Consider the following 13912-nt stretch of genomic DNA (forward strand, 5'->3'; position numbering starts at 1 on the left):
GCATGTCGGGGTTTTCGGGGACGATTGGCGTGTAGGGCGCCAGCGTGCTGCTGCCTTCAGCCGCTTTGACAGATTTCTTTAGGTTGATCGGTATCAGCGAATATTTCACCAGTTTGAACTCGCGGTTGCGGTACTCAAAGTCGGCCCGGCCCACGTATTTCCCCCACTCATGGGCCTGCACAATCCAGGTGCCGTTCTGGCGGTCGGGTTGGCAGGGCGCGCCGGGCACGTAGGCGCGGTCGAGCACGTTTTCAGCCTTCATGCAGGCTGGATTCTGGCTGTGCCCACCCACCACCAGGTCAATGCCGTTGACGGCACGGGCCATTTCCACATCACCCATAGCTTGGGTGCCGTGGTTGCCATTTTCAAAATGACCCATGTGGGTGGCCGCTATCACCACATCAGCCTGCCGGCGCAGTTCGGGCACCACCTGGCGGGCCTCGGCGATGACGCTGCGAAATTCGATGTTTTTCACATGCTCTGGATGCACCATCTTGTGGGCGTCTTCGGTCGTCAGGCCCATCACGCCAACCCGTAAGTCGCCCAGCGTGAAGATTTTGTAGGGCGCAAACATGCGCTCGCCGCGTTCATAGATGTTGGCTGACAGCATTGGGAACTGGGCCAGTTTGCGCTGCATCTTGAGGACGGTCAGCGGTTTGTCGAACTCGTGGTTGCCCACGGCCATGGCCTGGTAACCCAGCAGGTTCATGCCCTTGAAGTCGGGCACGGCGTCCTGCAGGTCCGACTCGGGGATGCCAGTGTTGACATCGCCGCCGTCGAGTAGCAGGGTGTAACCCCCAGCGGCGGCCACTTCGCTGCGGATACCGTCAATGACCGTTTTGCGGGCTGACATGCCGTATTCGCCGTCGGAGTTTTTCCAGAAGCGCCCGTGGTGGTCGTTGGTGTGCATCACGGTGACGCGGTAGGTTTTGTCCTTTTCGGGGCCGTTGGTTGGCGCGACGGCACAGCCCGCCATAACCCCCGCCAGTAAGAAATAAATAGAAGGTCGGAGGTAATTCATGGGTAATTTCCCGGATCGCGGTGCCAAAAAGGATGAGGACGATTATGGTCGGTCGCGGGCCCGGGTCACTTCGAGTTCGGTGACTTGCGACGCCTGGTTGCCCCAGCTGTTTCGGATATGTGTCAAGACCGCCGCCGTTTCGTTGTCTTTCAACTGCAATACAAAGGGAGGCATTCCAAAGGGGCGGGGATTGCCTATCGTGGCCGGGGCATAACCACCCTGCAACACACTTTGAACCAGATTGCTGGTGTCAGACCGCGTGACGGCGCGGTTTCCGGCCAGTGGTGGGTAGGCGCCTTTAATACCTTCGCCTTGTGCGCCGTGGCAGCTTGCGCAGTGCGCTTCATACAACTTGGTTCCGTTGTCCGATTTTGGTTTTGCTGTATCCCCATGGGGCACCTGCTGCGAACCTGCTGGCGCTGGTTTGGCCAAAGAGACCAGATAAACGGAGATGGCGCGGAGGTCGCCGTCGGTCAGGTATTGCGTGCTGCCTTGCACCACTTCGGCCATGGGTCCTGTGACCGTGCCGTGGGCTGATTGGCCGGTTTTTAACAGTTGGATAAGGTTTTGTGCCGAATCGCCCGCTCCACCGCCTTCCAGCGGTGAGAGCAGCGAGGGGGCATACCAGTTTTGCATCGTAATCATGCCGCCAGTCAGGTCCTGCGCGAGCTTACTGGCGCCCAGAGAGTTTCGGGGCGTGTGGCAGGCACCGCAGTGACCCAGCCCACGCACCAGGTAGGCGCCCCGGTTCCATTCGGTGGACTGGCTTGTGTCAACTTGATAGACATTCGGCGAAAAAAACAAGGCTCGCCACACGGTTAACGCAACTGGCGTATCAAAGGGCCAGCGCAGCGCATGGGCGGTGTTGGGTTGCGGGCTGGGCGCAAGCGTTTGCAAATAGGCGAATAGCGCATCTGAGTCTTCCCGTGTCATCAGGGTGAAGTTGGTATAGGGAAATGCCGGGTTCAGCAGGCGGCCGTCTTTGGAGCGGCCATGGTGCATGGCTTGCCAGAAGTCGCTTGGTGTCCAGCGGCCCAGACCCGAAGTTGCGTCTGAAGTGAGGTTGCTGCTGTAGACCTTTCCGAACGGCGTCTCGATGGCGCGGCCTCCTGCATAAGGCGCGCCGCCACGGGTGGTGTGGCAGGCCATGCAGTTTCCTGCACGTGCCAGGTAGGCACCTTGGGCAAGGCGTTCGGGTGGGAGACTGCCTGGGGTTGTACTTGGTAGCGGTGTTGTTCCAGTTACCTTACCAGCGGGCAGGGCGGTACTGCCGCATTGAAGGGTGGGCACGCCGGGACGGGTGGGCGGTGCATGGGCTGCCGCCTGGGTTTTAGGGGGTAAAGGTTGATCGGCTAGCCACTGGGTTACTGCGCTCACATCCTGTTGGGTGAGTTGTCCTGCGATGTGGGCCATGCAGTCGGGTTCTTGCGCTTTGCGTTGTCCGGTTTTCCAGCCACCGAGTTGGGCGTTGAGGTAGTCGCGTGGCAGGCCCAGCAGGCCGGGAACATTGGGCGCCACCCCCGTCAGTGCCAAGCCATGGCATTGGGTGCAGGCGGGTATTTTGCGGGCCGCGTCACCCTGGGTTGCCAGGCGGCGGCCTTGTTCCATCACGATTTGGGGTGCTGTCGCGGGTTGGGGCGCCGGGTAGGGCAGGTCGAGCTGGGAGAAATACTGGGCGATCTCCATCAGGTAGCTGTCGCTGAGCGGATCAATCAACCCAGTCATCAGGTTGTAGTGGCGCTTGCTTTGACGAAAATTTTGCAGTTGGTTGTAGAGATAGCCCGCCGGTTTGCCGGCGATGCGGGGGTAATAACCGTCTGGCCCGGCACGGCCTTGTTTGCCGTGGCAGGCCACGCAGGCGAGGGTGCGCTGGGCCAAGGTGTCTTCAAAGACGGTGGCGGGTTGAGCCTGCAGCGGCAGCCAGGCGAAGAGGCTGGCGATCAGGAGTTTTAAGATTGGGCTGGACATGGTTAATGCTACTACAGTGCTCTAGCCCCCGTCTGGCTTGCGTAAGCAGCTATAAATAGCATAGCTTTGTGGTTGGTTTATTTTTTTAGTCTGTTGCAAATACCCGACACCACGGAGATTTTGGCGGTGATACCTTCACGCCCTGCTTACCTATTTTGAGAAATTACCATGCCTAAAACCCTGATTGAACCGTTCCGCATCAAGAGCATCGAGCCGATTCGCATGACCACGCGCGAGGAGCGGGTGCAGTTGCTGGAGGCGGCCAAGCTCAATGTTTTCAAGCTCCGCGCTGAAGATGTGCTGATCGACTGGCTGACCGATTCGGGCACCGGCGCGATGTCGTCGCGCCAGTGGGGCGCCATCATGGAAGGCGACGAAAGCTACGCCGGGGCGCGCAGTTTTTACCGGCTGGAGGCCGTCATTCAAGGCATCACCGGCATGCAGCACTTTGTGCCGACGCACCAGGGGCGCGCCGCTGAAAAGGTGTTGTTCACCGCCGTCTGCAAAAAAGGCGATCTGGTGCCCAACAATTCGCACTTTGACACCACCCGCGCTAACCTGGAGTACATCGGCGTTGAGGCCGTCGATCTGGTCATCCCCGAAGGCCTGCAACCGGCGCTGATCTACCCGTTTAAAGGCAATATTGATCTGGCGCGGGTGGAGGCGCTGCTCAAGTCGCAGGGCGAGCGCATTCCGTTTGGCATGATCACCGTGACCAACAACACCGGCGGCGGTCAACCGGTGTCGATGGCCAATATTCGGGCTTACGCCGCCTTGCTCAAAAAGTTTGGCAAGCCGTTCATCATGGACGTGTGCCGCTTTGCTGAAAACGCCATGTTCATCAAGATGCGAGAGGCGGGTTACGAGAACACGTCCATCAAAGACATCGTGCGCGAGATGTTTTCGTATTGCGATGGCTGCACCATGAGCGCCAAAAAGGACGGCATGGTCAACATTGGCGGATTTATCGTGTTGCGCAGTGAGGAGTGGATGGATGCGGTGCGCAACGTGCTGATCATGACTGAGGGTTTCCCCACCTACGGCGGCCTGGCCGGGCGCGACCTCGAAGCGCTGGCGGTGGGCCTGGAGGAAGGCATGCAGGAAGATTACCTGCGCTACCGCCTGCGTACGGCCGAATACCTGGGTGAGCGGCTGGAAGCGGCGGGGGTTGGTTTTGTCAAACCCACTGGCGGCCATGCGGTTTATATCGATGCCCGCACGGTGCTGCCGCACATGCCGGTGGCGCATTACCCGGCCTGGGCGCTGTGCAATGCGCTCTATTTAGAGGGCGGTATTCGCGGGGTAGAGATTGGCTCGGTCATGTTTGGCAAGCGACTGGCCGATGGCACCGAGACCTTTCACAGCATGGAACTGGTGCGCCTGGCCTTTCCCCGGCGCATGTACACCCAGTCGCACTTTGATTACGCTGCCGAGGTGATTGAAGAAGTCAAGCAAAAAGCCGCCAGCATCCGGGGTGTAAAGATCACCAAACAACCGCCGTTTTTGCGTCACTTCACCTGTGAATTTGCCTGGGCGGACGCCTAAAGCGTCGAGGCGTCTTCTTCCAAGTGGGGCTTGTAGACGATGCTCATCGTGCATTGGCTGGGTGATTGAGTCAGGTAGGCCAAGACATCGACACCCCCTGAAACCCAGACTACGGAGCGTTGGCTCTTTTCGGCCCCCGTGCTGTCGGTTGAAGTCACGCCGGCGCCGTAGGTCAGGCTAATGTTTGACACCAGCTTCGTAAAAGCAGAGGTTGGGTTGCAAGGGGTGGCTGTCGCGGTCCAGCGTTGCTCGATGCGGTGAATCAGCTTGTTTTTCAGAAAAAAGGTGGTGTCAACTGGAAGCCCAAAGGCCTGGGTGTTCGCCAGCGTCCACAGGCCACGTACGCCATGCGGCCCTTGCAAGGGTTTGCTTTCCCGGTGCAGGGCTGGGAAACTGGACTGCAAAGTTGACTCGCTGAGGCCCAGTAGCCGACCGTCAAGTGGTGATTGCGCCTGCGAGGGCTGGGCGACCCAGCACAGCGCACTCACTAAACCTGAGCGAAGCCAAAAATCAAATCGTTCATTCATCCGCCCTATTTTCGCAACAACCACAGTGCGGGGGTCACCCCCGGGTACTCCCTAATCAATCTTTACCGTGACTTTGCAGTTGTGCGGGTCTAATACCCAAACCAGTCATTCAATGGCACTATGATGATTTTTTGCCCGACTTGGGTGAATGCCCCTGTTGGGGCGTCATAGCCAAAGTGCAACCTGGATAGATAAAGAATAACGATGAAGACTTCCCCACTCCTTTTGAAAATAACCCCAATACTGGTGGTCTTGGCGCTTTGGGGTTGCTCCGGCAAGACCGATGTGGCATCAACGGCAGTTCCTGCTATTGCGGGCAGTGCGCCGGCAAGCGCTGCATCGGCTCCCATGACTCCGGTGACGGTCACCACAGTGCGCGCTGTGCTTCGAGATTTTCCGGTGCTGCTCAAGGCCACGGGCACTGTCACGCCGCTGACCAGCGTGGAGGTGAAGGCGCAAGTCACCAGTGTCGTGACCCAGGTTCATTTCAAAGAGGGGCAATTTGTCAAGGCGGGTGCCTTGTTGTTCACGCTTGACGCACGCACCGATGAAGCGAATGTGGCCAAGGCTTGCGCCCAGTTGGCCAAGGATCAGGCGGCGCTGGCGGATGCCAAGCGTCAGTTTGAGCGCGCCAAGCAACTGTTGTCGCAAAACTTTATCTCGCAAGGCGCGCTCGATACCAATCAGGCATTGGTCGATGCCCAGCAGGCCACGGTGGCCGCTGATCAAGCCGCGATTGATGCCGCCCGCGTGGCGCTTTCTTTTGACCGGATCGTGGCGAAAAATTCAGGCCGTGCCGGCGCTGTGACGGTCTTCCCTGGCAGCGCGGTGCAGGCTAACGTGACCACTCTGGTAACCATCACGCAACTGGATCCCATGGCAGTGGCTTACAGCCTGCCACAACGCAACCTGCCAGGTGCGCTTACAGGGCTGCAAGCAGGCGGCGCGCCGGTGATCGCAACCTTGCCTGAAGGTGGCGGCAGTTACAACGGACGGCTTCAGTTTGTTGATAACGCTGTCGATCCCAACTCAGGGACGGTCAAAGTCAAAGCAGTTTTTGACAACCGCGAAGGCAAGCTCTGGCCGGGCGCCTTTGTGGAGGTCTCACAGACCGCCAAAACCATCAAAGATGCGGTGGTGGTGCCGCATGCGGCCCTGATTCAAGGCGCGCGTGGCACGGTGGTTTACGTCGTGGAAAACGGCAAGGCGGTGATGAAACCGGTTCAACTCCTGTACGCCCAAGACAATGACGCGGCCGTGACCGGTGTGAAAGTAGGCGATGCCATCGTGCTGGATGGCCGACAAAATCTTCGTCCCGGTACGCCGGTCGTCGAGCGCGCCAAAGCACCCGCCGGGAATTCGGCCGCCAAGACAAAAGCAGCAGCGCCATGAATTTGTCCGAGCTTTTTATCCGCCGTCCGGTGATGACGGTGCTGCTGAACATCGCCATCGTGCTGGCCGGTGTGATCGGGTTTCAAAATATCCCCGTGGCGGCGCTGCCCAGTTATGACACGCCGGTCATCAACGTCTCGGCGTCCTTGCCCGGCGCCAACCCGGAAACCATGGCCAGTTCGGTGGCATTGCCGTTAGAGAAACAATTTCAGACCGTGCCGGGTCTCAAAACCATCAGTTCCACCAGCACGCTGGGCAACACCTCGCTGACGCTGGAGTTCGAAGAAGGGCGCAATATCGATGCGGCCTCTGTTGATGTGCAGGCGGCACTGCTGAGGGCGCAACGCTCATTGCCCGCCGATATGACCTCACCGCCAGCCTACCGCAAGGTGAACCCGGCCGACGCCCCGGTGCTGCTGATTGCGCTGACCTCGCCGTCGCTGGCGCCGTCAGATTTGCAGGATTACGCTGAGCATTTGATCTCACCGGTGCTTTCAACGATTGACGGTGTGGCGCAGGTTAATATTTTTGGCTCCAAGCGCTTTGCGGTGCGGGTTAGGGTGCAACCCGATGCGTTGGCCGCTCGCAATATCGGGCTTGACGAACTGAGTGCCGCCTTGCGGGCAGCCAACGTCAACACCCCCGTTGGTACCTTCGATGGGCTACGCCAGACCCTGACCCTGCAGGCCAACCGGCAGTTGAAAAACGCTGCTGATTTTTCTGACCTGATCGTCAGCACCCGCAGTGGTAATCCGGTGCGGCTCAAAGACGTGGCGCTGGTGGAAGATAGCTTGGAGACTCTCAAGAGTTGGGCCACCCTGAACGGCGAAAACTCAATCACCGTGGCGATTCAGCGCCAACCCGGCGCCAACACGGTACGGGTGGTGGATGCGGTGCGCGCGGCCTTGCCCAAGTTGCTGAGTCAAATGCCGCAGTCGGTCAAGATGACGCCGGTCAACGACCGCTCGGTCTCCGTGCGCGAAGCGCTGCATGATGTCACGCTCACCTTGCTGGGCACCATTGCGCTGGTGGTGCTGGTGATCTTTCTGTTTTTGCGCCGTTTCGTCGCCACCGTCATTCCGACCCTGTCGTTGCCGGTGTCGTTGATTGGTGCCGTAGCCCTGCTTTGGGGTTTCTCCTACAGTCTGGACAACATCTCGCTGCTGGGCCTGACGCTGGCGGTAGGCCTGGTGGTGGACGATGCCATCGTGGTACTGGAAAACATCATGCGCCACGTCGAAAAAGGCGTGCCGCCGTTTCAGGCTGCGCTGCGCGGCGCGCGTGAAGTGGGATTCACGATTATTTCAATTTCCGTTTCTTTGATTGCGGTGTTTATTCCGATCTTTTTCATGCCGGGTGTGATCGGACTGCTGTTCCATGAATTTGCCGTGGTGGTGGGGCTGTCTATTGTGGTGTCGGCTTTTGTGTCATTGACGCTGGTGCCCATGCTGGCCAGCCGGTTTTTGAGCGACGAGGCGCATAAAAAACCACCTAGCCGACTCGTTCGTTCATTCGAGCGCGGTTTTGATGCGGTGCTTGCTTCCTATACCCGGTTGCTTGATCTGGCTTTGGGTCACCGCAAGTCAGTCCTGGCAGTGGCCACAGCTACGTTTTTTGTGACGGCCATTTTGATGGTGGTAATCCCCAAGGGGTTTTTCCCCGAGGAAGATATAGGACAAATTCAGGTGTCAACGGAAACTTCGGAAGATACCTCGTTTCCCGAGATGGTTCGCTTGCAGGAACGGGCCGCCGAGATCATTCGGCTCGACCCCAACATTGCAGCGGTGAGTTCGTTCAATGGTGGCAGCGGCGCGCAAAACACGGGGCGCATGTTCGTGACGCTCAAAAAGTTGAACCAGCGTGCCCCCATGAAAGCAGTCGTGGAGGGCCTGCGCCGAAAATTAAAGGATGTGGCGGGCATCAATGTCTTTATGCGCCCGGTGCAAAATTTGCAGCTCGGCGGGCGCCAGAGCAAGGCCCAGTTTCAGTACATTTTGCAAAGTGTGCGCGCCGATGAGCTCAATGTCTGGGCCACCAAGTTGCAGGACCAACTTCGTGCCGACCCGATGTTCCGCGATGTGACAAGCGATTCCCAGATGCGCGGTTTGCAGGCGCAACTCAAGATTGACCGCGATCGGGCCAATGTGCTTGGAGTTTCTATTGAATCTATCCGCACCGCACTGTTCAATGCGTTTGGCGAGCGCCAGGTGTCCACCATTTACCTGCCCACCGACAGCTATCAGGTGATCATGGAAGTGACGCCGGAAGCCAAGCAGGATGAAAGCGCGCTGGGCGGCATCTATGTGCGTTCATCCACCGGTGCCTTGGTGCCGCTCAGTAGTTTCACCACCATTGAGCGCACCGTCGGACCCACCTCAATCAACCACGTTGGGCAGTTGCAGGCGGTGACGGTTTCCTTCAATCTGGCTCCCGGCACGGCCTTGGGTGATGCCACCGCCAAGATCGACGCGGCACGAGACGCGATCCTGATGCCGGCTTCCGTCATCGCCAGTTATGGGGGAGACGCGGCGGTGTTCAAAAACTCTCAAGGCAGTCAGGCGATCTTGGTCATCGCGGCCTTGCTGGTGATTTATGTTTTGCTGGGTGTGCTCTATGAGAGCTACATCCACCCCATCACCATTCTGGCGGGCCTGCCGTCGGCGGCGGTGGGGGCGCTGGCGACTCTGATGCTGTTTGGCCAGGATCTGACGCTGATCGCCACCATCGGCATCGTGCTACTGATCGGCATCGTCAAGAAGAACGCCATCATGATGATTGACTTTGCGCTGGATGCGCAGCGCCACCAGGGCATGACCCCCGAGATGGCGATTCGTGAAGCCTGTATTTTGCGGTTCAGACCCATCATGATGACCACGCTGGCCGCGCTGATGGGCGCCTTGCCGATTGCGCTGGGCATCGGGGCGGGTGCCGAGTTGCGTCAACCCTTGGGTCTGGCCGTGGTCGGCGGCTTGGTTTTCTCACAAGCTATCACGCTGTTTATTACCCCTGTGATTTACCTCACCCTGGATCGCTTTAGTGGCAGCGGTCCCATTACAAAACACCCCGAGATTCTTGATGAATCGTCTATGTGACCCTCCCGCCAGTCGTTGACGCCATGTCACCAGATCCCGTTAAATCTACTTCGATGAAGCCACTGTTGCTGCGGTTTGCGCTCGCTCGGCCACGGCTCCTGAGTTGTTTCATCCTTGGTTTAGCAGTGGTATGGCTGATACCTGAAACACTGGCGATGTATTCGATTACGAAAATTATTATTGCTTGGAATGTCGGGGCTTGTCTCTACCTCTTGCTCGCCGCCCGCATGATGTTTTGGTCCTCGCACGAGAGAATGCGTGCGCGTGCCTTACAGCAGGATGAGGGCCGGGTACTGGTTTTGACCTTAGTCGTTATGGCCGCACTGATGTGCATAGGCGCAATCGTGGCCGAGTTGGCCGTGGTGAAGGAGCTCAAGGGAACGTTGCGTTATACGCATATTGCGCTGGCCGCGCTTACGATCGCGACATCGTGGGCCTTTACGCAAGTCATGTTTGCCCTGCACTATGCGCATGACTTCTATGCGACGGAGGCGAGTGGCGAGCATGGCGGGTTGGCGTTTCCCGGCGGTCATGCGCCAGATTACGGTGATTTTCTGTATTTCGCCGTTGTGATTGGTACTTCCGGGCAAACCGCAGATGTCAGTTTTACCAGTCGCAAGATGCGCAGAACCGGCACCTTGCATTGTGTGTTGGCATTTTTCTTCAATACGACCCTGGTCGCATTAACGATAAATATTGCCTCTGGATTGTTCTGAAAAACGCCAATAAAGTAGCGTTATTTTTTGTGACTGCCATCGCATAGTGGCTTGTTGCCACTGGCTTTACAACCGCAAAAGTAGACCTCTTTGCTGACATCCGGGCTGTACTTGACTGGAGAAAAGGCGCCGCCTTTGTGGGCGCCATCACAAAAAGGTTGGGTTTTACTTTGGCCACAAGCGCACCAAAAGTAGTTTTTCCCCTTCTCTACGTTGACAGCATAAGGGGTGTCTGAGGCGCGAACTGGATCGGTCATGGTGTGGTTCTTTCCGTGTTAATCAATTTAGCCAGAAGTTTCCTCCCAATCGTTGCTCGGCGCAAGTGTGTGGTGTTGATGGCTAGGCAAGGCACTTGAACTGGCAGGGTGTCAAAATCAAATCTTATTCAGACTTTCAACGCTCATGTCCAAACCGATACCGTTTCCCGGCTCCTCAAAACTTGCCTCATTGACGCCGCATCCTGTCAAATTCGTCAGCTATTTGCTGGCAGCCCTGCTATGCATAGGAATCCTTGTGTACGGGTTGCTGCCCGGGTTGCTGGCGGTTTGTCTGGGTTTTCTATTGACCAGGATAGTCGCAGGGCACGGTAGATCCAAAGGTCCCCGCTTGAGTCCGGCATGGGCTGCAAGCACTGTTATTGTGGTCCCACTCATCATTTTGGCGGTGTTCCTGTTCAACGCCAAGGGGATGGCTTTTGGCGCGCTTGCGCAATACCAGGCACTTTTGCATCACCTGGCAGGTACGGTGTTGGAAATTCGCCAAAAACTACCGCTGGACCTTGCCAGTTACTTACCGGACGAACTCATGGCCGTGCAAGTCTGGCTGGCTGACTATTTGAAATCCAAAGCGCATGCGCTGGCTGGGTTTGGCACCACTGGCCTGCACGGTTTCTTGTTGGTTTATGTGGGTTTGGTGGTGGGTGCCTTGATGGTGGGGTCGCAGTCCTTGCCCACCACAGCACCCTTGCGGGTTGAACTTCGCCAGCGAGGAGGGTATTTCATAGCGGCCTTCCGTCAAATCATCGTGGCTCAGTTCTGGATAGCAGCCTTTAATGCCTTGTGTACAGCAGTTTTTTTGCTGGTGGCTCTGCCACTGTTTGGCGTGAACATGCCCTATATCGGTCCACTGGTCGTTCTCACCTTCGTTGCGGGCCTGATCCCTATTGTGGGTAATTTGATTTGCAACAGTGTGTTGGCGATTGCAGGTGTTTCCATTTCGCCCGCCGTCGGTCTGGCTTGCCTGCTTTTCCTTATCGCGATCCATAAAACCGAATACATCATCGGCGCGCGTATCCTCGGCAAGCAAACCAACACAGCCGCATGGGAGTTGCTGGTCGTCATGTTCGTTGGCGAAGCGGTCTTCGGGTTGCCGGGCTTGGTCGCTGCACCTCTGTATTACGCCTACGTCAAGAAAGAACTCCAGGTCGCACGACTGGTTTAGTTGTCTGGCTGCCATACAGTGGTCATAAATCAGGCGCATCATCCTCACACTTTGATGATTGTGCGGTGATGGTGAGGCGAGTTTTGTCCCGTTAAACCCAAAAATGTGTCACCCGCAAGCCTTTTCGAGTGGTGATCGTAGGGTAATTGCGGATTATCAATTCCATGAAACTGTATAAACTATATAAATAGTTTTTAAAAATGCCATAAGGGAATTGATCATGAACACTAAAAATACAGGTCGCAAGGCTGGCGCACCTTTGAACCGCCTTCCTGACGGTTTTGGCACAAAGATACTGGAAGCTTTGCGGTCGATGCTGAAACCGGCGCCGTGCACTCATGTGGGAATGTTTGCCGGTTCGTTGCTATCGCACGAATCGTGGTCAGAGCCTAAGGTGCCACGCTGACTTTTTTCACCGGTTTCAGCGTTTGAGCAGCTTTGTTTTGTGTTCGACGACCCAAACCACAAACCGCTCAAAAATGCCTGGCATGGTGAGGTAGAGGTACACCGTCGCCAAGGTGTTTAACCCAGCACACACGAGTATGAGTTGTGGCACGGACAGTCCAGCGGCCAGAAGCCCCGCCGCCATGCCTGCGGCAACGACCATGAACAGCGCATTCAAAATGTTGTTGGCACTGATTACCCTGGATTGACGTTGCGCATGGGTGTTGAGTTGCACGTAGGCATAAAGCGGCACGATAAACAAGCCTCCAAACAGGCCGATCAGCGTGATGTCAGCCAGCACACGCCAACTACCCGTTGCAGCCATAAACTCGCCCCAGCCCAGACCGGTTGCTGTGGGTGCAAGTGTTGTCATATTGGCAAACTGAAGCGAAGCAAGTCCCAGGTCTGCGCAGAACAGCGTTAAGCCGATTGAGCCGATCGGTACCAATCCAATCTCCACCTTGTGTTCTGAGAGGCTTTCGCACAGAAGCGAGCCGATGGCGACGCCAATGGAAAAAACGGCCAGCATGACCGTGACCACTGAGGTGTCTCCCCTGAGAACGTCCTTGCCCAGGGCTGGAATTTGCGAGAGCAACACTGCACCCATGAACCAGAACCAGGAGATGGCCAACAGACTGGTCCAAACGCCTTTGCCCTCGTCCTGGGCCAGCTTGAGTGTTGCCAGGGTGTCTTTCACCATGCTGAAACGAATCTTCAACTCCGGTGCGGCCTCTCCGGTGGGGGGGATGAACAGGCTGGACACCAGTCCTGTCAACGCGACCCCGGTCACGGCGATAGACAACATCAAGGGGTCCGTCGTGCTGGCCACCATCAGGCCTGCGACCAGGGTTCCCCCCAGAATGCTCAGGAAAGTACCCATTTCAAGCAGTCCGTTACCGCCCGTCAACTCGTCCTGGTGCAGCACCCGTGGCAACAGCGAGTATTTCACCGGTCCGAAAAAAGCCGAGTGACAACCCATGGCGAATATGCAGGCCAGTAAAGTGGGCAGACTCTTGGCGTAAAACCCGAAACTCACCGCCAGCATGATGACGACTTCGACCGCCTTGACGCTACGGATGACCAACGATTTGTCATAGCGATCGGCCAGTTGGCCGGCAAATGCTGAAAACAGGACAAACGGAAGGATGAAAAGGCCTGCCGCCATATTCGTGACCAGGCCGGTGGACAGCGTGGTGTACTGCGCCGTGTGGAAGGTCACCAAAAGAATAACCAGTTGTTTCAGAAACGAGTCGTTGAAGGCGCCGGCGAGCTGCGTGGCAAAGAAGGGGCCAAAACGTTTTTGAGCCAAAAGGCGAAACTGAGACTTCGGTTTTAAGTTCGACATGCTTGAAGTCCATTGGGTAAATTGTCAATCGCGCTGATTTTAAATGGGGAGGGCGGGCGGTCAGGACGAGATGTATATTGGCGCCATGAGCAAACTTGTACCGCACCCTGAACCTGACTCTGGACTCGTCAAGCGGGCTACGGACGCCATTTTGAAGATGATTTCGGTGGTGCCGATCTCGGAGGAGTTCAAAACTGATTTTCCAGAGAAGAGGGCGCGGCAACTGGCACGCACGGCGGCACGCGCCAGTGCGGGCCTATCCGGTGGCGCAGCGCTGGCACCGGGGCCCCTGGGGATTCTCACCCTGCTGCCAGACATCATCGGGGTATGGCGGGTTCAAGCCCAGATGGTGTCAGATATTGCAGCAGCTTATGGCAAGAGCGCCAGCGTGACCCAGGAGCAGATGGTTTACTGCCTGTTCA

10 protein-coding genes and 1 pseudogene are annotated in these 13912 nt (G+C 57.2%); 6 read left to right on the forward strand and 5 right to left on the reverse strand.

Features of this window, described 5'->3' with window-relative positions; all coding sequences use genetic code 11:
* Positions 1–1021: metallophosphoesterase (locus WCG50_RS12805; RefSeq protein WP_336899992.1), on the reverse strand; the 1021-nt coding region annotated here is incomplete at its 3' end.
* Positions 1022–1063: 42 nt separating this feature from the next.
* Complete coding sequence (locus tag WCG50_RS12810) at positions 1064–2989, reverse strand: c-type cytochrome (RefSeq protein WP_336899993.1); 1926 nt, start codon at positions 2987–2989, stop codon at positions 1064–1066.
* 168 nt (positions 2990–3157) lie between these two features.
* On the opposite strand from WCG50_RS12810, the gene WCG50_RS12815 reads away from it, so the two are divergent.
* Entirely contained in the window at positions 3158–4534 is a 1377-nt protein-coding gene (locus tag WCG50_RS12815; protein ID WP_336899994.1) for a tryptophanase, read from the forward strand.
* Here the strand turns inward: WCG50_RS12815 and WCG50_RS12820 are convergent.
* On the reverse strand, positions 4531–5061 hold the full coding sequence (locus WCG50_RS12820) for a hypothetical protein (protein ID WP_336899995.1): 531 nt from the start codon (positions 5059–5061) through the stop codon (positions 4531–4533). The two genes, WCG50_RS12815 and WCG50_RS12820, sit on opposite strands and share 4 nt — an antisense overlap.
* 204 nt (positions 5062–5265) lie before the next feature.
* Here WCG50_RS12820 and WCG50_RS12825 point away from each other — a divergent pair, with 204 nt between their 5' ends.
* Genes WCG50_RS12825 through WCG50_RS12835 form a run of 3 tightly spaced genes read left to right on the forward strand, consistent with a single transcriptional unit; the run spans position 5266 to position 10261 of the window.
* On the forward strand, positions 5266–6453 hold the full coding sequence (locus WCG50_RS12825) for an efflux RND transporter periplasmic adaptor subunit (protein ID WP_336899996.1): 1188 nt from the start codon (positions 5266–5268) through the stop codon (positions 6451–6453).
* The gene (locus WCG50_RS12830) at positions 6450–9545 is read left to right on the forward strand and encodes an efflux RND transporter permease subunit (protein WP_336899997.1); all 3096 of its coding nucleotides are present in this window, start codon (positions 6450–6452) and stop codon (positions 9543–9545) included. Before WCG50_RS12825 ends, WCG50_RS12830 begins: the two co-directional genes overlap by 4 nt.
* Positions 9546–9598: 53 nt before the next feature.
* The gene (locus WCG50_RS12835) at positions 9599–10261 is read left to right on the forward strand and encodes a DUF1345 domain-containing protein (protein WP_336899998.1); all 663 of its coding nucleotides are present in this window, start codon (positions 9599–9601) and stop codon (positions 10259–10261) included.
* A 20-nt stretch (positions 10262–10281) separates the two neighbouring features.
* Here the strand turns inward: WCG50_RS12835 and WCG50_RS12840 are convergent, their stop codons facing one another.
* On the reverse strand, positions 10282–10518 hold the full coding sequence (locus WCG50_RS12840; protein WP_336899999.1) for a CDGSH iron-sulfur domain-containing protein: 237 nt from the start codon (positions 10516–10518) through the stop codon (positions 10282–10284).
* A 382-nt stretch (positions 10519–10900) separates the two neighbouring features.
* On the opposite strand from WCG50_RS12840, the gene WCG50_RS12845 reads away from it, so the two are divergent.
* Positions 10901–11701, forward strand: a complete 801-nt coding sequence (locus WCG50_RS12845) for a permease (RefSeq protein ID WP_336900000.1) — start codon at positions 10901–10903, stop codon at positions 11699–11701.
* Positions 11702–12122: 421 nt separating this feature from the next.
* Here the strand turns inward: WCG50_RS12845 and WCG50_RS12850 are convergent, their stop codons facing one another.
* Positions 12123–13490 carry an MFS transporter gene (locus WCG50_RS12850; RefSeq protein WP_336900001.1) on the reverse strand — a complete coding sequence of 456 codons (1368 nt, stop codon included), beginning with the start codon at positions 13488–13490 and terminating at the stop codon, positions 12123–12125.
* 85 nt (positions 13491–13575) lie between these two features.
* Here WCG50_RS12850 and WCG50_RS12855 point away from each other — a divergent pair.
* Positions 13576–13912: pseudogene (locus WCG50_RS12855) on the forward strand (hypothetical protein); the annotation flags it as partial.

It is taken from the genome of Rhodoferax sp. (genome assembly GCF_037143375.1).
In the GTDB taxonomy this organism is placed as follows: domain Bacteria; phylum Pseudomonadota; class Gammaproteobacteria; order Burkholderiales; family Burkholderiaceae_C; genus Rhodoferax.

What these genes read in the sequence shown, in the direction of transcription:
- WCG50_RS12810 (WP_336899993.1), bottom strand. Translation starts at nt 2,989, where the DNA reads ATGTCCAGCCCAATCTTAAAACTCCTGATCGCCAGCCTCTTCGCCTGG.
- WCG50_RS12820 (WP_336899995.1), bottom strand. Translation starts at nt 5,061, where the DNA reads ATGAATGAACGATTTGATTTTTGGCTTCGCTCAGGTTTAGTGAGTGCG.
- WCG50_RS12835 (WP_336899998.1), top strand. Translation starts at nt 9,599, where the DNA reads ATGAAGCCACTGTTGCTGCGGTTTGCGCTCGCTCGGCCACGGCTCCTG.
- WCG50_RS12825 (WP_336899996.1), top strand. Translation starts at nt 5,266, where the DNA reads ATGAAGACTTCCCCACTCCTTTTGAAAATAACCCCAATACTGGTGGTC.
- WCG50_RS12830 (WP_336899997.1), top strand. Translation starts at nt 6,450, where the DNA reads ATGAATTTGTCCGAGCTTTTTATCCGCCGTCCGGTGATGACGGTGCTG.
- WCG50_RS12815 (WP_336899994.1), top strand. Translation starts at nt 3,158, where the DNA reads ATGCCTAAAACCCTGATTGAACCGTTCCGCATCAAGAGCATCGAGCCG.
- WCG50_RS12850 (WP_336900001.1), bottom strand. Translation starts at nt 13,490, where the DNA reads ATGTCGAACTTAAAACCGAAGTCTCAGTTTCGCCTTTTGGCTCAAAAA.
- WCG50_RS12840 (WP_336899999.1), bottom strand. Translation starts at nt 10,518, where the DNA reads ATGACCGATCCAGTTCGCGCCTCAGACACCCCTTATGCTGTCAACGTA.